This is a genomic window from Paenibacillus sp. F4, from assembly GCF_002894905.1.
In the GTDB taxonomy this organism is placed as follows: Bacteria; Bacillota; Bacilli; order Paenibacillales; family Paenibacillaceae; genus Paenibacillus; species Paenibacillus polymyxa_B.
Map to the genome: position 1 here is coordinate 246,741 of NZ_POVS01000006.1, position 19,290 is coordinate 266,030.

Below are 19,290 nucleotides of genomic sequence, written 5' to 3' on the forward strand. Positions count from 1 at the left end.
TTTGTAGCTTTTCTTTTCGACACTAGAGTTGCTTACGATTCATTAGTCTTAATTCACTTCATCTTTGCTAACTCTGCCACCTGTACAGGGGGGAGCGCACCTTCAAATATACTCAGCTCATCAATAGATCCTTTGAACGCAGGGTCCCACCAGTTGACACCTAAGCTGAATGTTCCAGATTTGGAGGTAAAGACATCTGGGAATCCTGAGCCGGTAAATTGAAGCTTGCCATTCACATACACAGCTAACACCCCACGATCTACAGTGAAGGCGAGATGGGTCCATTCATTTGTTTTGATCTTTAGGCCAGTACTGCCGGTATACCAAGATGAGCTGCCGGACCAGATCATTGTGTTATCCTTCTCAGGTCCTCTGGGCAAAAGGCTAATCCAGTGATTACTATCCATAGCTCCAAAGAAAGTTGGTGTATGAACAGTCAATTCGCTTGGTTTTACCCACAGTGACACGGAATATGCTGAGCTGGATATGAGTCCTTCGGGCAGAGCAATGCCTGATTTTCCATCAAGGACTATAGCTTGGCCCTTTACGCCTTCAGCGTAGGATACACTTCCTCCCTGGCGATCGATTCGGTCACCGATAACTTCGCCATTAGCAAAAGCATCTTGCTGATCCTCCAGATTATTTTCAAATGTGTATGACGCAGTCAATGTTGCCTTCTCATAAGGGGATACCGTGATGTTAAAAACTTTGTCCCGACTACGTTCTCCTTTGGTAATGGTAGCTGTTAAAGTGGCAGATGCAGCCTTTTCTCCGATTCCTGGACGTTTGATTTCACCTGTATCCGTAATGACGCTTTGGTCTGAAGTTTTCCAGGTAATCCGGGATTGCCGACTGCCTTCCTTCGGAAGATTCAGGCTAGTCGTCACCCGACTTGTATCGCCAAGATCTAATTCACGATACACACTGTCCACTACTGTCGTATCGGTCATATCAGGGAGCTTACTGCCCCAAGCCATCTCACCTTTATTTGATAAAACTGTAAACGCCAGGATGTATTGATTCGAAACCTGATCCCATTGTCTTAAGAACACCCCATCAAATACAGCACCATCCAGTGTTAATTGGATATTCGCATCCCCTGAATTGCGCCATGTTCCTTGCACATCGCCTTCGATGGTATGATCTGCTCTAAGCTGAATAAATTGTGTATTCTTGATCGTGGCCGAAGAATCACTGCCATGATTAATATATTGATAATCGCCAATGAATTGTTTCTCATCCAGCTTTGTAAGCGTCTCGCCACCGTAACGGTAAGGAGCTACGACAGGCCAGTCCTCCTGATTCATGAACATTTGGTGTACACGCAGCTCATGTGTCTCCCCCTGCTGAGGGAATCGGGTATGAAAGACGACAAACATTTGTCCAGTAGCAGGATCGGTGTATACAGAATTGTGTCCAGGGGAAACATAGCCGTAGCCAGTGCCTGTACCGGGGTCACCTATTTTACTATCGAACAAGAAATTACCTATCAACTTGTTGCCATAAGTTGTATTTTTGGTGTTTGCTGGCAGAACAGCATTTTGCCCTTTGGCATCCTTATAAGGTCCTGTCGGACTCTTGGAACGGAATAACCTCATGTTATACCCTCCGTCCGCTGCAAGACCGCCGTAGGTTACATACAAATAGTAATAACCCGTTTTTGGGTTGTATTCAATATACGGACCTTCCCCGGACTCACCGTATCCACCTGCGATCTTGGTGCCAAAATAACGATCAATCAGACGGCCGTCCTCCGTAGTTCCATCTTTACCTGGGTACATGGGTTTGCCAGTTGCCTTATCTAGCTCGAGTAAAAATATTCCCCCGGACCATGAACCATACGTCATCCACAAGCGCCCGTTTGCATCGTAAAAAACGCTTGCATCGATTGCATTTGGGAACATCCGATTCGCATAAGAACCATCGGTATTAAACCATCCCGGTCTGGGACCCTCAAGCTTGCCTTCCTTAATGAGTTGTTGAATCGGCGTATTTGTCCACTTTTTATCCACTTTGCTATCTTTATCGAATGCAGTCTCCTTCGTAAAACCAGTGTGGATAATGGTATCCACATATTGATATGGACCCTCGATTTTGGGTGCAACTGCAATGCCGATCGCGGAACGAATGTAGGTGGAAGATGCACTATAATAAATCATATATGCCCCTTTTGTCCCATCCTCATTGACATAATGCTCATTCCAAAATACATCGGGCGCCCATACCGAGAATCCTCCCTTACTGTCCGCATCATTCTCACCCGCCCAAGCGAAAGATCCGGCCAGATTCTTCGATAAATCCCCGTAAAGTGTGTTCCCAGGCGTAGTGTAACCGTTTGCAAAAGAAGTCCAGTTTGTAAGATCTTTTGACTTCGCCGCAGAGATGTGTGACCCAAATACATAATAAGTGTCACCGTCTTTGACAATGGAAGGGTCATGAACCGATACATTAGAGAAGGTTGGCGCATCCTGCTTATTATTCTGGTCTGGCACCGTTGCCGCCGCGTCTATTGCACTTGCACCTAATGGTACGCTTGCAATTGCTAATAATAATGTTAGTGTTATTGCAATGCTTTTCCTGACCTTACGCTTAACAAAACTTCTCATCATACACATTTGCCCCTTTCTGAATTAGAGTACAGTGATATATTCTGCTTTTATTGCTAAATACCTTTATATTTATGAGTATTATTAATGTATTTATGAATTATATGGCTATAAGGAGGGTCTCAGCATCCAACACCGAGGTATACCTGTAAGATGAATCCTCATTATTTTAGATTGAGTCTTTCGGAGGATGATCTTTATTTAGGTAAAAATTATAAATTATGGTTGACGTTGTGATTATGTGAGGGTAATCTAATTAAGAAAAGTAACTATAAGAACGGTTGCTTAAACAAATTTTTGTTTTAGCCTAAACGCTAACAAAGGAGAGCATTATGAAAATCAGACTGTTGGTCTGCCTTATGCTTGTACTAAGTCTTGCTTCTGCACACTCGAATTCGACATCAGCTCAAGCTCAAACCCCCATACACCTGAAGGTCAATGATCATTACGTTTTATACACCTACCCTGCATCACCCTTTGTGGATAAGAAGGGGAGACTGCTTATACCGCTCCAAGCGGCTGAGGATATACTGGGCGGCAAAGTAACTTATAATGCAGCGAACAAAACTGCTTCTGTTGATCTGTTGGGCCGTAATGTAGCGGCTACGATCGGATCACCTGAAATATCGGTTAACGGCGAACCGGTGACGATGGATACAGTCCCTATCATGCTGAGTAATACAATGTTTTTACCGGTATCCATTTTGTTGACAGATACAGATGCGAAGATGGAGTGGGATACCAAGCGTGGCTTATTGAAGCTAAGGCATGATAGCTTTACGGAAAGTCCAGTTCTTATGAGGTTTAAGGGACAAGACTTGGCCCAAGTCATTGACGCGAATGCATTTGATCTTACTTCCTTTGATTGGGATCGAAAAAAAGGGTTATTAAATATTTATGCTATGTACGAGAGTAGCTTATCACCTGCTTCCAGGCAAATCGACTTTAATCCTCTGATTATTTATAGCAAAGGAACCTATAGTGTAAATCCTTATTCTAAACCCAGTATGTTTTACAAAGTTAAAATAACCAGTCCCGGTAATCTGGTTTATACGAGAAATATCGATACAATCGATGCGGATAAAGACTATATAAAATATATTACTTCCGTAGGCAGGCTGATTCAATAATCGAATGTAAGTTGCTTGTACATCAAAAAAAACGACAAAGGCTTCATGGCCTTTGTCGCTTTTTTTGAAAGATTAATCTTAAAAAGTAATGATTTGGCTGCTGTTTCCTTTATTGCGTACGTATCCCACGACTTTGGATACAGACTCTCTGTCTTTAAGATAATTAATAACGCCGTCTGTCAGGTTGTTTTTTTGATTGTTTGACATTTTATTCCAGTCATCCGAATTTACATAAACTTCGACGATAGCTTCACTGCTGTCGCCTCTTACGGTGAAATCAAAGCCGACCCCATTATAGGTGCCATATCTATCGGACAAGTTACGTTGGATCGTACTTGTATCCAGAGAAGAAGCTACCTTTTTAATCGTCACATCGCCTCTGCTGTTGGTTGTAAAGGTCGCCAGTTTATCTCTATTACTGGAGTTTTTCACTGTGCCTTCAATATCAGCATCTTTATACTCTTTCAAAATATCTTCAACGATGTCTTCCAGGTAGCTTTCCTTTCTGCTGTCGGATAGATCATCCCATCTGGATTTTGTCATTTCGATGGTTACTGTAATATCACTTTTGTTACCATCCAACGTGATATCAGAGTTGGTGCTATAGGCATCGCTGTGATCATCGTTCAGCTTCTTTTGAAGATCCTTCAAGGAGCTAGAGCTATTTTTGCTTGCTTCATCTTTTAGCGTCTGGTTGTCTTTTTGCAATTGAGCAATGGTAGCGTCCTTCGTCGTGTTTGCTGCTTTCGCTGTGTTGAGCTCTTGAGTCAGCGTCGTAATCTGGTTGTTCAACGCCGTAACTGTAGACTGATCAATCGGAACGCCGTTGTCGGCAATGACTACGCGTTTGTTTGTACCATCCCATGTTACCTTTTTATCCAAAGCTGTACCTGCCAGCTTCAGTGGGATATACGTTACGCCATCCAGCAGGAACGGTTCTGTTTTGGCATCAGCAGGAACCTCGGTTCCGTTGTAGATAATTTTAATATTGTTATATACTGCTTGGATCGGCTTAGTCACTTGTGCGGCATATGTGGATTGGCTGAAAAGAGCCCCGGATATGGCCAAGGCGGATACGGCAGTGATGATGACAGGTTTTTTGATAGATTTCAGTGATTTCATTCGTTGGTCTACCCCTTTATTTAAGAATTATAGCCTGGTTCATAGACTAGAGTAACATTAATGCCTACAAAATCCAACAGCTTGGAGAGTCATTATGGGTTGTGCTTATATTGGTTAGACGCAACAGCAACCGTAAAAGTTGCCCTATTTGCGCAAAAGTTTTTCCAAAAGTATCCGAACAACACAAAACAAGCCCGCTGCACAAGACAGCGAGACTTGTTGGTGAAACAGTGCGTCGAGGTTATCCATTCAGGATTATTTGCCGTCCTTCAGTTTGCCTGCTGTTTCCTGAAGATGGCCTTTGGCCTTATCCAGTTTACCTTCGGCTTGAAGGGACTTATTATCGGTAGCGTTCCCGATTTGGTCCTTGATTTCACCTTTGGCTTTGTTCACATTACCTTTGATTTTATCGCTAATTCCGTTATCCTTCATGTTGTAGCCCTCCTTATGTGATCGAACTTTCATTCAGCCTGCTGTAGTTAGTCATTACCCGAGCGAGGGTAATACGAAACCAGAGGCTGTATATCACAGACGGGGGTATAATGTTGGATACGGGTTAAATTAGAACGTGAAGTGGGGAGTGAGCGCATGCTCAAAATTTTATTGTTTATTCTTGTTATTCAAATTATTTACGTATCGGCGTATACACTGCGCATGATTCTGACGCTGAAAGGACAGAAGTACATTGCTGCGCTCATTAGCACCGTGGAGGTTACGGTCTATGTGTTGGGCCTGAACGTTGTGCTTAAGTATCTGGATCAAGTGGCAAGTCTTGCAGTCTACGCCATTGGCTATGCATTGGGCATTCTTATTGGAGCATGGATTGAGGAAAAAATAGCGCTTGGTTATGTCACCGTTAAGGTGATCAGTAATGAGATCAATGGAGGAATTGCCAATGCGCTGCGGGACAAGGGATACGGCGTTACAGCCTGGCTGGGCAGTGGACGTGATGGAGAGCGCCTGGTGATGGAAATTTTGGCTAAACGGAAAAACCAGAATAAGCTGTATCAGTCCATTCTGGAGCTGGATCCTAAGGCTTTTGTCATTACGGTAGAGCCGAAGCAATTTCATGGCGGTTTCTGGACCAAGGCTATCCGTAAATAAACATTTTGGTAAATTGCGCATATTTTTTGGACGTTAGAGCATATTAATACCCGGACAGGTGGGAATTAACAGTAAGCCGACAGGGGATATTACCCTATAAAAACCGAGGGGGGATATAGATGTACAGACGCCAGGCCCCGGAAATCATTCCAGAGGAAAATACGGCTATTTGGTCGTGTACAAACGAGGGTTGCAACGGTTGGATGCGAACGGATTTCACCTTTTTGAACGAGCCAGCTTGTCCATTTTGCCAAGCCTCGATGGGGCAAGAAATGCGGATGCTGCCGATTCTCAATCGGGCGGGCAATTCCTTTGTCGCCCAGCGCTCCTAATCCAGGATTTTGCAAAATCTACAATTGAATGTGAGTACGATGATCACACTGCAGAATTTATGAACGTCAAAAGCCGCTCCAGCGACATGCTGAGCGGCTTTTGGTTGTGGAAAATTGAGAATAGCGATGACCTCTCCCCAAAGTAAGATATGCATTGATCATGGTCTCTGGATGGGCTGCACGGAATCACGATATACAATATGTCCCTGCACCAGGACTCGACCAAAGCGGCTGCCGGGATGGCTTATTTTTTTCATCATCGAATCAATCGCGGTACGTGCCATCTGCTCGATGTCTACTCCGACTGTGGTCAGTTGCGGAACAATAAGAGTGGCGTATACATCGTTGTCAAAGCCGACCACAGAGCAGTCTTCAGGTACGCGGTATCCCAGACCAATGAGCTTATGCACCAGGTTGTGAGCGACCTGATCGCAGTTACATACAAAGGCAGTTGGTAGCGGCTGAGGAAGCTCCATTTCAACATAAGTACCTTCATCGTCCCGGTCACTGAGCACCCACTCGTTACGGAGAGGCAACCTGTGCTCCAGCAAGGATTTATAGTAGCCGAGGAAACGATCCTGAATACTACTGGTGGAATAGAGATTGCCCACATATGCAATATCCCGGTGTCCCTGGGCGATCAAATAGTTGGTCAGCTCGTAGGCTCCGTAAAAATTATCCGTCACCACGGAGTCGATATCGGCATGCTCATCATAAAAATCGAGAAACATTTTGGGCAGGTCCATGGTTTGTACAAGCTCAATATATGGCTTGCTCACTTGGCCCAGGAGAATGAAGCCGTCCACCTTGCGGTCGTAATAGATACGTGGCAGATTAAGCTGTTCTTCGTCTTCGCGATGGAGGATGTGAAGGATACCGTAGTAGCCATATGGCTCCAGTGCCCGTGAAATTTGCTGGTAGATGTGCAGATAAAACGATTGGCCGGGGCCGGTAAAACGTTCAGGGATGACAACACCTATGTTATAGGTGAGGCCCTCCTTCATGGACTTGGCAACGGTATTGAAACGATAACCCATTTCGCCCGCGAGCGTCTTAATACGCTCTTTTAGCTCCTCGCTAACCCCATCCTTGTCATTGAGCGCCTTCGACACGGTCACGCTGCTTACTCCCAGCTTATCTGCAATATCCCGCATCGTAACGTTGCTCTTCATTCCTGTTCCGCCTTCCAATTTTAAAAAGATAAGCATTTTGCCTAATCCAGAGAATGGATGCAAAATACTGGGGAATATATCAGTAGCTTAGCCGCCTTTAAAGATACAAAGACATAGCAGCAAAGCGGTCCTGTAAAGATACAAAGACTGGCAGCATGGCTGCCCATAGAACAACTATTAGCCTGCGGGTAACAGTTGTTCTATGGATAGTATACATGGTTCCGCAAGCAGGATAAAGCCTGCGGCTTATGTCCGCTGGGAAGGACGGGAGTGTGCTTGCAATAGCGCTTCATTGTGATGAATCAGCTCACGACGAACAGCGGCGCTACTGAGAGAGCGCAAGGGATCGGATGGTGTATTGAAGGTGTAGTCCTCCAGTCGAGCGATGGTAGTTGTCGCTACGTGAATACGGGTGTCACTGGATGCGTAGTAAATAAAGACTTCATCTTGTTCGTTAACAACTGCTCCATTGCAGAAAATAACATTCGAAACGTCGCCCACGCGTTCCTCATCATAAGGAGCCAGAAAGTGCCCGCCGGGCTTGGCGATGACGCGCGTAGGGTCTTCCAGACTGGTGGCAAAGGTATACAGCACATACCGCAGCCCGGCGGCCGTATTGCGTACCCCGTGAGCGATATGAATCCAGCCGCGACTGGTTTTGATCGGGGCAGGCCCCTGTCCGTTCTTGGCTTCGTACACCGTATGATAACAGCGCTCATCAATGACGGTTTCGTGTTCAATCACGGGCTGTGTAATATCTTTGCACAGGCCGAAGGCGATGCCACCGCCCGAGCCGGTGGAAATAAAACCGTCCTGGGGACGAGTATAGAAGGCATATTGACCGTCCACAAATTCAGGGTGCAGGACAACGTTGCGCTGCTGTGGGGACTGGGTAGTGATGTTGGGAAGCCGGGTCCATGTACGAAGATCACGAGTACGGACCAGTCCGGCCTGAGCGACAGCACTGGAGGTATCGTGAGGTGGCGCGTCAGGGTCTTTTTTCTCTGAGCAATAAATACCGTAAATCCAGCCGTCCTCATGCTTTACCAGTCGCATATCGTACATATTTGTTTCTTCCGGGTCGATATCCTCCCATACTAGGGGAGCGTCAATGAACCGAAATTGATCAATGCCGTTATCGCTCTCTGCCAAAGCAAAAAATGACTTTCGATCCAGTCCCTCGGTGCGCGAAACAAGAATGTATTTTCCTTCATGATAGATCGCCCCTGGATTCAATGTTGCATTTACACCCAGCCGCTCCATGAAAAAGGGATTGGTTTGCGCATCCAGATCAAACCGCCAGTGAAGTGGAACATGATGGCGTGTGAGCACTGGGTAGAGGTAGCGTTCGTAGATACCATTATAAAAGGTAGTTTTAATCTCATTGGGGCGTGTAATCAGTTCCTCTTGCTGCAACCGCAGCTCATTATATTTGCTATGGATCATTGGTTTTCCATCCTTTCTAGCATTTCTATGCAAAATCGGCTGTTGTGATAAGGGCACTTCCAGGGTCCTGCAATCTCTCTCGCATCAGGCTTACCATCCGCTTGAACTGACCAGAACCATTCGCCTCCGGGGCGCGGATCGATGATATATTGCCGGGTATAGGACCATAGATTTTTCACAATTTGCAAAAAACGTTCGTCTTTTGTACGTTGAAACGCATTGTAAAAACCAACCATTCCCTCGGCCTGTACCCACCAGATACGTGAGGTATCTACCCGCTCTCCTTCGCGCTCATTGATGAGCGATCCGTCTGGCTGAACAGCGCGCTCTGCTATCGCATTGGCAATATCCATCACCATATTCACGTATTCTGACGGGTAATAACCCAGCGCACTCATAGCGTCCTCAATCAACCAGCTGGCTTCGATGTCGTGACCATATGAGGTCAGGTCAAGCAGAGAGCGCCATTCACGATCGAAGAATACCCCCAATCGTCGGGCAGAAGCATCATAAACACGATGATATAAAATGTCCAGTACGTTCGTCAGCGCATCTCGAACCTCTTCATTTGGCCAGACGCGCAGCAATTGGGTATACGCCTCCAAAACATGAATATGCGTATTCATGGTGATATGCGCTGTAACTCCATTTTCGCTGAGTAGCTCATTAGGCTGCGTGTTCCACAAGCGGTCATATTGTTCGCCGTATGCCTGTCGGGTGCGATCATATCCTTTTTGCTCCAGCAGGTGGAACAGTTCCATAGCTAGTGGTAATGCATTCGGGTCGTCCGTGGCACGTGCATACTCTGCTATCGCATAGATCGCAAATGCCTGCGCGTATACATGCTTGCACGTGTCCACGGGTTGCCCGGTGTAGTCCACCATCCAGTACATTCCTCCATGTAATGGATCAAGCAGGTGATCTCGCAGGAATGTGAATGCATGTCGTGCGGCTTCTGCATAGGTATCTTCCCCTGTTACACGGGTAGCCGCCGAGAATGACCAGAGTAGCCGTGCAGTGGCAATCCCGCCTTTATTGGCTTGGTTATGAGTGTGCAGATCCACATCCACCTCGCCGTAAAACCCACCGTGTGTCTCATCCTTCAGTCCAAGCCAGAACGGGAGTATGTGTTCCTTCCATTCCTGTCTAATTTCGTCCAGTAGTGTTTCCAAGAGACAAAGCCTCCTTCGGAAAATAAATTATTAAGTTATCGTTAACTTTACAGAAGTATCATATCTAGGTGTCTGTAAACTGTCAACTATTCTCGTCTTGTGTTTGTTTATAAGATAATAGCCTAGTGTACTGTACAAAAAAATAATGCAATTGACATAGTAAGCGTTACCATAATAAAATAACTTTTGTTAGCTTAACGATAACCTTGTTTAAAAGAATGGGAGGGGTCGTTTCATGAAGTTGTCTAAAGTTTTGATGCCATTGTTGTCAGTACTACTAGTAGCAGGTTTGTTTGCAGGCTGTACTCCAAAAGCATCGGATACACCAGCTGCCAGCTCTGATCCAAAGGATGTGGAAGGTGAAATTACGGTTATCACACAGCGGACAGATATTGTGGATACGGTATTTCAGGACTACGCTAAGGAATTTAACAAGCTTTATCCGAACGTGAAGGTCAATTTCCAGGCATTGGCCGATTATGATGGTCAAATTAAAATTCGGATGGGGACCAGGGATTACGGGGATGTTTTGCTGATTCCTGGCAGTATTCCAGTTGAAGAGCTGCCCAATTTTTTCGAGCCGCTGGGTACTTATGAGGAGATGAAAAACAAGTATGCCGGCCTTGAAGAACGTACGGTGGATCATAACAGCTACGGTATTCCGATTGCGATGGTTTACTCTGGTGTGATTTATAACAAAAAGGTGTTCAAGGACGCAGGAATCACGCAGCTTCCTAAAACACCGGACCAATTCCTGACAGCGTTACAGCAGATTAAGGACAAAACCAAGGCAGTGCCGCTGTTTACGAACTATGCCTCTGGTTGGGCACTGACCCAGTGGGAGTCTAGTTTGGCAACATTGGCGGGTACAAAGGAATACGTGAATGTCACACAACCGAATACAGATAACAATTTCACGAAGGGCCAGCCCCACTATGAACTGTATAAGGTCCTGTACGATGCAGCTAAAAAAGGCCTGATTGAAAAAGATCCAACGACTACGGATTGGGAGACCTCCAAGGCGGATCTTGCTCAAGGCAAAATCGGTACGATGGTGCTTGGCTCTTGGGCAATTGACCAGATCAAAAGCACAGCTCCTAACAAGGATGATATCGGTTTTATGCCTTTCCCGACGAATGCCTCCAAGGTACTTGTGCCGCTGGCAGGTGATTTTAACCTCGGTATTAATGTAAACAGTGAAAATAAACCGGCGGCCCGGGCCTGGGTGGATTGGTTTACCGAAAAGTCCAACTATGCCGTAGAGCAGGCAGGTAGTATTAGTCCGCTGAAGGGTGCCCCAATGCCTAGCATTTTGAAGCAATACGAAGATCAGGGAGTCGTTTTTGAAACGCTTACTCCATCTCCAAAAGGACAGGAAGGGATTGTCGATAAAATCGACAAAAAGGGAGAAATCGGCTTGTGGCAGCCTGACTTCAAAAAACGCATTATTGAGGCAGCGGTCGGTAACCGCCCGGAATCGTATGACACCATTATGAAGGATCTGAACGACGCATGGGTGAAGGCGCGTGCTGAAGTGGCTGCAAAGGAAGCAAAATAGCCATCTGAACTGACGAAAAGAAAGGATCGACGTAGCAGTTGATGAACGGATAGCCAGGAGGTGCAGCATGTTAAAATTTTCGAATCTCAGCTACTCCAAACAAAGATTGGCGATTATTGTTGCCTTTTCAATTATTCCGCTAGCGCTGCTGATCACTTTTGCGTACTTGCCAGTGATCAATATGTTTAAGTACAGCTTTTCGGACTGGAACGGTTATAGTAAGCGTCTGGAATATGTGGGCTTTGAAAACTATATCAAAATCTTTACCGACCCCGAGTATTTCTCGGTGTTTAAGGTCAGTCTGTATTACTTTGTCGCCACGTTTGTACAGATGGGGCTGGCCCTTTATTTTGCAACCATTCTCAGCTTTCAAACCTGGTTTAAAAATTTCTTTAAAGGCGTTTTGTTTTTTCCTTCCCTGATGAACGGTGTAGCTATTGGTTTTATTTTTCTATTCTTTTTTAAGCCAGACGGTACCCTTGATACACTGCTTCAGGCAGTGGGGTTGGGTTCGTATATCAAGCTGTGGCTGGGTAACCCGGAGATTATCAATATTTCGCTGGCTGGCACGTCGATCTGGAGATATATGGGCTTTAACTTTATCGTGTTTCTCGGTGCGATTTCCTCCATATCCAGTGATCTGTATGAAGCGTCTGATATGGACGGGGCTAACCGCTGGCATCAGTTCCGCTCTATTATTTTGCCGAGTATCAAGCGGATTTTGCAGTTGAATCTCATCTTGGCGATTAGTGGGGCGATCAGTGCGTTCGACATCCCGTATATTATGACCGGTGGCTCCAACGGCAGTGAAACATTCGTCATTCAGACGCTTGATGTGGCATTCAAATACAGCAAGGTCGGTTTGGCCTCAGCGATGGCGGTTGTTCTGCTGCTGATCGTGATTGCTGTTACGCTGCTTCAACGGTTGCTAATTCGGGGAGAGGAGGACTAATCATGTATAAGCTGAAAAGAATACTGGGTAGCAGCATCAAGTATGCCGCGCTTCTACTAGGTGCGTTCATTGCACTGCTGCCGATTGTCGTCATTTTGTTTGCATCTTTGAAGACGAAGGCTGAATATGCGGCAACCAGTCCTCTGACTCCCCCTGTGAACTGGCTGAATTGGGCTAACTATACCAAAGCCTTTATCAACGGAAATATGCTGACCGGATTTGTGAACACAGCTTTTATCCTGTTGATTTCGATCATCGGAGCTACGTTGACCGGTTCCATGATCGCGTATATTTTGAACCGTTTTAAATTTAAGGGCAAAAGTCTCATGCTGGGTGCGTTCTTGCTCGCCACGCTCATTCCGGGGGTGACGACACAGGTGTCGACATTCCAAATAATCAATAAGCTGGAGCTGTTTAACACGCCTTGGGCGGCGATCTTGCTGTATTTGGGAACGGATATTATTGCGGTGTATATTTTTCTGCAGTTTCTGGATTCCATCGCGGTGGCGCTGGATGAATCGGCCATGCTGGATGGGGCCTCCTATCTGACGATCTACTGGCGCATTATCTTGCCTCTGCTGAAGCCTGCCATTGTGACGGTGATCATTATCAAGGGCGTTAATATTTACAACGACTTTTACACCCCGTTCCTGTATATGCCCAAAACAAGCCTTCAGGTCATATCGACGGCGCTGTTCAAGTTTAAAGGACCATATGGATCTCAATGGGAAGTCATTAGCGCGGGCATTATCATTGCCATTATTCCGACGCTGATTGCGTTTTTATCATTACAAAAATATATCTATAACGGTTTCGCGCAGGGTTCGGTGAAATAGAACAATGGCGAAATCAAAAAAACGATGAAATCAAGTATCTCGGTGAGAGGAGAATATACGTATGAATAAATTGAATGTGGATTTGGGAGTAAACAGCGTACGAATTGTGGGAGAAAGTCTGCCGGAAATGCCGTGGCAGGATAAGCCTGAAGGCAGTGAGGCTCCGGTATGGAGACATAGTGAGAATCCGGTCATTGGGCGGAATCCGGTGCCGGGCATTGCCCGTATTTTCAATAGTGCAGTAGCTCCGTATGAGGGACGGTTTGTAGGGATATTCCGGGCTGAAACGATTAATGGACGTCCGCATTTGCATCTAGGCTGGAGTGACGACGGGTTGGCTTGGGACATTGAGACAGAACGTTTGCATTTGGTTGATGAGGAAGGGAAAGATTATCAGCCAAATTATGCCTACGATCCGCGTCTGGTTCGCGTGGAGGACACGTATTATATCATCTGGTGTACAGATTTTTACGGTGCAGCATTGGGGATAGCACAAACGAAGGATTTTAAAAGCTTTGTACGATTGGAAAATCCGTTCCTGCCGTTTAATCGTAATGGTGTGCTGTTGCCCCGCAAGCTAAACGGAAACTTTATGTTGCTATCCCGTCCGAGCGACAGCGGACATACACCATTTGGCGACATTTTTCTGAGTGAAAGTCCTGACTTGGTCTATTGGGGCAAGCACCGTCATGTCATGAGCAAGGGCGGACAGGGCTGGTGGCAATCGGTAAAGATTGGCGGCGGACCGGCTCCGATTGAGACGACAGAGGGCTGGCTGATGTTCTACCACGGGGTGACAGGCACGTGCAATGGGCTGGTATACAGTATGGGCGTAGCCGTTCTTGACCTGGATGATCCGTCTAAAGTTAAATATCGTTCCTCGAATTTCGTGCTGACCCCGGAGGAATGGTACGAAGAACGGGGTTTTGTGCCGAATGTGGTGTTCCCGTGTGCTACGCTGCATGATGCGGACACCGGGCGGATTGCGATTTATTATGGAGCTGCTGACACGTATGTTGGTATCGCATACACGACAGTGTCCGACATTATGAGGTATGTCATCGCAACGGATGAAGTGGTCGGAGACGACCGTGAGTCGGGCCGGATGTAGCATGTAGGAGGGAACGTGAATGCCGGAGGATATGTGTTTACAGCAATTGCAGTCGTACATGGGGAGCAGCCCAAAGCCGCCGGATTTTGACGCATACTGGGAACGGGCGCTACTGGAGCTGGAGCAGCGGCCACTGGAATATACACTAGAGCCTGCTAATTTTGTCTCTCCGCTAGTAGAGTGCTACCATCTATATTTTACTGGAGTGGGCGGAGCAAAGGTTCATGGGAAGCTGGCTCGTCCCAAGCACCTTGCGGAACAAGGGCCAGCTTTGGCCATGTTTCATGGATATTCCTGCGACAGTGGCGACTGGTTCGACAAGGTAAGCTATGCGGCACACGGATTCACCGTGCTGGCTATGGATTGCCGGGGGCAAGGAGGGCTGTCCGAGGACAATTTGCAGGTTCAAGGAACGACGGTACGCGGCCATATCATCCGCGGGATTGACGACCCGGACCCGGATCGGTTGTATTACCGCAATGTATTTTTGGATACCGTCCAGACGGTGCGCATTCTGATGTCTATGGAGCAGGTCGACCCTGAACGGATCGGCGCATTTGGCTGCTCCCAGGGAGGGGCCTTGACGGTTGCCTGCGCTGCATTGGAGCCACGTGTCCGTATGGCAGTTCCGGTATATCCGTTTCTGTCGGACTATAAAAGAGCCTGGATGCTGGATGCCACTACATCTGCATATGAAGAACTGGTTTATTATTTTCGTTGGTTTGATCCGAACCATCTGCGCGAGGAGGAGCTCTTTCACCGACTAGGCTACATCGATATTCAACATTTGGCAGATCGTATTCGTGGTCGTGTGTTGTTTGTGACAGGGCTGTCGGACATCATCTGTCCACCCTCCACGCAGTTTGCGGTGTACAATAAAATTGTATCAGACAAGGAAATACTCCTGTATCACGAATACGGCCATGAGTATCTACCCTATCTGTCGGATCGTGCTATGAGCGAATTTTTGCGGCTTTAGGGGGTTGAACTTAGCCACAGGCTCCTTTATAGTAATAGCTATAACCTTCGTGAATGCGTAATAAATGAATGCCCCATTTGTATAACCTCAATAATATGGTTTGAGGGTCTCTACCAGGAACCGATAAATCCTGATTACAAAAAGTGTACGTCTTGTACATTTCTTGTGGTCAGGATTTTTTTGCGTAATACGAGGGAATTTACATGACAGCAAAGGAGCTAATGTAATGAACTTCAAAGTAGTTATTTTAACGATTGCGACCTTTACGGTGGGGCTGGTGGAGCTGATCATCGGTGGCGTGCTGCCCCAAATTGCACAGGATTTGAATGTCTCCGTAAGCACGGCAGGACAGCTTATCATGATCTATGCGCTTGTGTATGCTATTGCTGGGCCAACTTTGTTGGCGTTGACCGCCAAAATTGAACGAAAACGACTGTACCTGTGGTCGATGTTTATCTTTATTCTGGGAAGTCTGCTGGCCTTCTGGAGTCCGAATTATGCTGTCTTGTTTGTATCCCGTATCATTACCGCTGCAAGCGGGTCGCTGATCGTGACATTGTCACTGACCATTGCAGTCAAAGTGGTGTCCAAGGCTTATCAGGCCCGTGTCCTTGGTGTCATCTCCATGGGAGTTAGCTCCTCCATCGTTCTAGGTATTCCAGCCGGGGTGTTGATTGGAAATGCGTTTGGCTGGCGGGTGCTTTTCCTGATCATTGCCTTGTTGACGGTCGTTGCTATGATCGTTATCAACTTGTTTATGGAGCGGATTCCGACCGAACATGTTGTGCCTATGCGCGATCAGTTGAAATCCTTAAAAAATGTTAAAGTCATCAGTGCTCATCTGGTGACCACGCTGACACTGGCGGGCCATTACACGTTATATGCGTATTTCACTCCATTTTTAGAAAATATGATGGGCTTAAACGCTTCGTGGATTAGTGTGGCCTATTTTGTCTTTGGGCTGGCGGCAGTGAGCGGCGGATTTATTGGCGGCTCTTTGGCAGATCGGTTCGGCACAGCGAAAAGTATTCTAGTCGTCGTAGGCGTGTTTATCGCCGTGATGTTCTTGCTGCCATTCTCAATCCACTCGATTTATGTATTTGCGCCACTGCTGATCATCTGGGGCATACTGAGTTGGGCCTTGTCGCCCCCGATGCAAAGTTATCTTATTGAAAATGCACCCGAATCGGGTAGTATTCAGCAAAGCTTTAATTTCTCCGCGCTCCAGGTCGGGATCGCTCTCGGTTCTGCCTTGGGAGGAGTAGTGATTGAGCATAGTGAATCTGTTGCCACGAACGCTTGGGTGGGTGGGGCATTTGTGATTGTTGCTTTTGTCTGCGGCGTATTTTCGATTACCAGAGCCGGGACTTCGCAGGCTGTCAGAGGACACCACTCTGTTTCATAGTTTGATACAGGTGGACTTCGAGAAAGCATCTACCTTATTCGAGGGAAAACTTACAGTACAAAAAAGTCGCAGCGACAATCCTACGACTTTTTTGTACTGTATTTATTCTGTATTAGGTAACTTTTAAACTCAGCTTATTGCTATAATAGCTTAAACTTCTGAAGAGCATACTCAATCCCGTCATTTTCCACCGATTTTGTTACGAAGTTGGCAATTTCTTTTAAACGTTCCGTTGCATTTCCCATAGCTATTCCGATACCAACCGTCTGCAGCATCTCCACATCGTTCCCACTATCTCCAAATGCCATAGCCTCTTCTGGCGTGATTCTGTAATGCTCCAAAATTTTGTGGACAGCGGTTGCTTTACTGTTTCCTTTTTTCTCGATGTTGTAAGCATGGGGAAGATTAGCTCCCCATTGGTAGAACTGTAGATGCTCCGAAATGTTCTGATACTCTTGGATCTTGCCCTGATTCAGAAATAAGCACATTCCTATATACTCCACTTCTTTCTCGGGAAACATATCGGGGATGGATTGGCAGTCGATATTTTTTAAAATAGGCAGGGCTATTTCTGGAGCCAATCCATTGGAGTAACTCTCCTCAATTCCAAAACAGGATAAATGATCCTCATTGGTTTTACATAGCTTCATTAAATTAGTGAAGTCGATTGTGGAAATGGGATCTTTATAAATTTCTAACGTATCCAGCCGGATATAGGCCCCACTGAAGTTAATGAAGTTCCGGACACCTAGCAGATCTCCAACCGCTTTGGCAAAAAAATAGGATCGTCCCGATGCCAGGACAATATGAATTCCTTTTTGTTGCAGCATGTGCACGCTTCGGATGGTGGACTCAGGCACTTGTTCTGTTTCGTTATCTACGACAGTCCCATCTACATCCAAAAAGACTATTTTTATACTCACAATCATCCCCCTTTAGTCTAAATGGTTACATGTGTGATTTCTCAGTTTGTCTTGCAATCAACCAATCATCCAACGCCTTATTGTACTTGATTATTTCTGGCTCAGAGAAAAAAAGGAGTGATTCGCGTATCCCTTCACCAGACGAAGAGCAGTGGAGGATACCTCTTGATGGGTGGGAAGAGAAGTAGTAGCGGATGCTCCCACCCAGATCGGGTTTGCCCTGTATATCTTTAAGTAAACTTGCAGAATCAATACCTAAAGGTGACTCTACTGCAATTGCAACAGCTGGACCATCCAAGCAACAATTAATTAAAGTCTGATAATGTGGTGAATTGATATGCTCTTGATAAAGATTTTCAATTTGGTCTCTGGTAGCAGTCAGGATTTTTAAGGCGACTACTTTAAGCCCTTTGTCCTCAATGTAGCATAGAATTCTCCCAATTAGATTTCTCTGCACAGCTTCAGGTTTCAAAAGAATAAATCCTCGCATACAGTATCCTTCTTTCTATGTTTAGATGATATGAAATATGATTCAGATTATTGCATGGTTTCAACTATTTCATAATTGCTTATTAACTTTAGGACGTTATTAACGATATTTTTCTCGCTAATATGACCAAGTAAGATTCTGTCATTATTTTCGTCATCATTTAACCATGCACCAATTCTATTTTGTTTTGGAATCCAGATGACTCCTTCGCCGTCAATGAGTAAGTATTGATTTTTTCTATTTAACCTGGATTTGAACTGAATATTTAGGGGGCCTTTGTGAAGTGAGTCGATTGTTTTCTTAAGCTTGTTGAACTGATCATCAGCTATCTCGAATCTATGTTTGTTTTTAAATCCGCCTGGACCAATAGGCATGTACTGGAACAGTTGCCATTTAATTATGGCTTCAAATTTTTTTAAATAATCATAAATGTGGATAATGTCGTTGTAGTTTTGTTTATGTACCACAGTATTGATACAGATATTCGCTTGCTTGAGACTGAGTACCTCTAAAATCTCTATGATATTATCTACTCTCAAGCCTCGCCTAAAAGTACTTATAATTTCGTCAGTTGAACCATCAAGTGGGATGCCGATGATCTCGACAGCTTGAATGATTTCCTCAGCAGAAATTTTTTTAACCAATGTATTTCTTCCAATAATGGCATCTTTAATTAGAGGAAGACCTACCGTATCCAGATTGATGCGAAATCCCATGTCTTTTAATGATTGAAGAATAAAAGGCATATCTTCTCTAGCTAATGGATCTCCACCTGCCATGGTTACCTTGGATATATTAGTCTCTCCTTTGAATTGCGATAAAAAATTTAACAGATCATTGGTAGCGTAATCTGTGTTGCTGAAGTAATTATAGCAGCCAGGACATCGGACAAAGCACTTATTACCACCGCTTAATTGAATGCTTCGACTTATCATATTCATGAATTGAACCT

At 45.5% G+C, this 19,290-nt stretch carries 18 protein-coding genes and 1 riboswitch; of the genes, 9 read left to right on the forward strand and 9 right to left on the reverse strand.

Going from position 1 to position 19,290, the window contains the following annotated elements:
• Nucleotides 1-53: 53 nt before the first annotated feature.
• Nucleotides 54-2,609 (reverse strand): LamG-like jellyroll fold domain-containing protein, encoded by a 2,556-nt coding sequence (locus tag C1T21_RS03630; protein ID WP_103047250.1) that lies wholly within the window; start codon nt 2,607-2,609, stop codon nt 54-56.
• 329 nt (nt 2,610-2,938) lie between these two features.
• On the opposite strand from C1T21_RS03630, the gene C1T21_RS03635 reads away from it, so the two are divergent.
• Nucleotides 2,939-3,736 carry a copper amine oxidase N-terminal domain-containing protein gene (locus C1T21_RS03635; protein WP_103047251.1) on the forward strand — a complete coding sequence of 266 codons (798 nt, stop codon included), beginning with the start codon at nt 2,939-2,941 and terminating at the stop codon, nt 3,734-3,736.
• Nucleotides 3,737-3,814: 78 nt separating this feature from the next.
• Here the strand turns inward: C1T21_RS03635 and C1T21_RS03640 are convergent, their stop codons facing one another.
• Nucleotides 3,815-4,858 carry a stalk domain-containing protein gene (locus C1T21_RS03640; RefSeq protein ID WP_103047252.1) on the reverse strand — a complete coding sequence of 348 codons (1,044 nt, stop codon included), beginning with the start codon at nt 4,856-4,858 and terminating at the stop codon, nt 3,815-3,817.
• A 255-nt stretch (nt 4,859-5,113) separates the two neighbouring features.
• Nucleotides 5,114-5,290, reverse strand: coding sequence for a CsbD family protein (locus tag C1T21_RS03645; RefSeq protein ID WP_068939077.1), 177 nt, complete (start codon nt 5,288-5,290; stop codon nt 5,114-5,116).
• 156 nt (nt 5,291-5,446) lie between these two features.
• Here C1T21_RS03645 and C1T21_RS03650 point away from each other — a divergent pair, with 156 nt between their 5' ends.
• Nucleotides 5,447-5,962: a DUF2179 domain-containing protein gene (locus C1T21_RS03650; RefSeq protein ID WP_023990890.1), complete on the forward strand. Its 516-nt coding sequence runs from the start codon at nt 5,447-5,449 to the stop codon at nt 5,960-5,962.
• 119 nt (nt 5,963-6,081) lie between these two features.
• Nucleotides 6,082-6,294, forward strand: a complete 213-nt coding sequence (locus C1T21_RS03655) for a cold-shock protein (protein ID WP_025721956.1) — start codon at nt 6,082-6,084, stop codon at nt 6,292-6,294.
• A 158-nt stretch (nt 6,295-6,452) separates the two neighbouring features.
• Here C1T21_RS03655 and C1T21_RS03660 read toward each other — a convergent pair whose 3' ends face one another.
• The 3 genes from C1T21_RS03660 to C1T21_RS03670 form a co-directional block, all read right to left on the reverse strand.
• Entirely contained in the window at nt 6,453-7,466 is a 1,014-nt protein-coding gene (locus C1T21_RS03660) for a substrate-binding domain-containing protein (protein WP_180984543.1), read from the reverse strand.
• Between the two features lie 246 nt (nt 7,467-7,712).
• Nucleotides 7,713-8,912: a glycoside hydrolase family 130 protein gene (locus tag C1T21_RS03665; protein ID WP_103047254.1), complete on the reverse strand. Its 1,200-nt coding sequence runs from the start codon at nt 8,910-8,912 to the stop codon at nt 7,713-7,715.
• Nucleotides 8,909-10,084, reverse strand: a complete 1,176-nt coding sequence (locus tag C1T21_RS03670) for an AGE family epimerase/isomerase (RefSeq protein WP_103047255.1) — start codon at nt 10,082-10,084, stop codon at nt 8,909-8,911. Before C1T21_RS03670 ends, C1T21_RS03665 begins: the two co-directional genes overlap by 4 nt.
• A gap of 235 nt (nt 10,085-10,319) precedes the next feature.
• Between C1T21_RS03670 and C1T21_RS03675 the strand changes: the two genes are divergently transcribed.
• The 6 genes from C1T21_RS03675 (at nt 10,320) to C1T21_RS03700 (ending at nt 16,925) form a co-directional block, all read left to right on the forward strand.
• A complete protein-coding gene (locus tag C1T21_RS03675; protein WP_103047256.1) occupies nt 10,320-11,642 on the forward strand; it encodes an ABC transporter substrate-binding protein in 1,323 nt (440 codons plus the stop codon).
• Between the two features lie 67 nt (nt 11,643-11,709).
• Nucleotides 11,710-12,594, forward strand: a complete 885-nt coding sequence (locus tag C1T21_RS03680; RefSeq protein WP_103047257.1) for a carbohydrate ABC transporter permease — start codon at nt 11,710-11,712, stop codon at nt 12,592-12,594.
• A gap of 2 nt (nt 12,595-12,596) precedes the next feature.
• Entirely contained in the window at nt 12,597-13,430 is an 834-nt protein-coding gene (locus C1T21_RS03685; protein ID WP_025721962.1) for a carbohydrate ABC transporter permease, read from the forward strand.
• A gap of 61 nt (nt 13,431-13,491) precedes the next feature.
• The gene (locus tag C1T21_RS03690) at nt 13,492-14,541 is read left to right on the forward strand and encodes a glycoside hydrolase family 130 protein (RefSeq protein WP_103047258.1); all 1,050 of its coding nucleotides are present in this window, start codon (nt 13,492-13,494) and stop codon (nt 14,539-14,541) included.
• Between the two features lie 19 nt (nt 14,542-14,560).
• Nucleotides 14,561-15,520 (forward strand): acetylxylan esterase, encoded by a 960-nt coding sequence (locus C1T21_RS03695; protein WP_103047259.1) that lies wholly within the window; start codon nt 14,561-14,563, stop codon nt 15,518-15,520.
• Nucleotides 15,521-15,577: 57 nt separating this feature from the next.
• A riboswitch (purine riboswitch) is annotated at nt 15,578-15,677 on the forward strand.
• 69 nt (nt 15,678-15,746) lie between these two features.
• Complete coding sequence (locus C1T21_RS03700) at nt 15,747-16,925, forward strand: MFS transporter (protein ID WP_103047260.1); 1,179 nt, start codon at nt 15,747-15,749, stop codon at nt 16,923-16,925.
• A gap of 140 nt (nt 16,926-17,065) precedes the next feature.
• On the opposite strand, the gene C1T21_RS03705 is transcribed toward C1T21_RS03700, so the two are convergent.
• The 3 genes from C1T21_RS03705 to C1T21_RS03715 are packed head-to-tail and all read right to left on the reverse strand — an operon-like array spanning nt 17,066 to nt 19,279.
• Nucleotides 17,066-17,848, reverse strand: coding sequence for a Cof-type HAD-IIB family hydrolase (locus tag C1T21_RS03705; protein WP_180984544.1), 783 nt, complete (start codon nt 17,846-17,848; stop codon nt 17,066-17,068).
• Nucleotides 17,849-17,873: 25 nt separating this feature from the next.
• Nucleotides 17,874-18,338 carry a nucleoside-diphosphate kinase gene (locus C1T21_RS03710; protein WP_103047262.1) on the reverse strand — a complete coding sequence of 155 codons (465 nt, stop codon included), beginning with the start codon at nt 18,336-18,338 and terminating at the stop codon, nt 17,874-17,876.
• 47 nt (nt 18,339-18,385) lie between these two features.
• Nucleotides 18,386-19,279, reverse strand: coding sequence for a radical SAM protein (locus tag C1T21_RS03715; protein WP_103047263.1), 894 nt, complete (start codon nt 19,277-19,279; stop codon nt 18,386-18,388).
• Nucleotides 19,280-19,290: the final 11 nt, after the last annotated feature.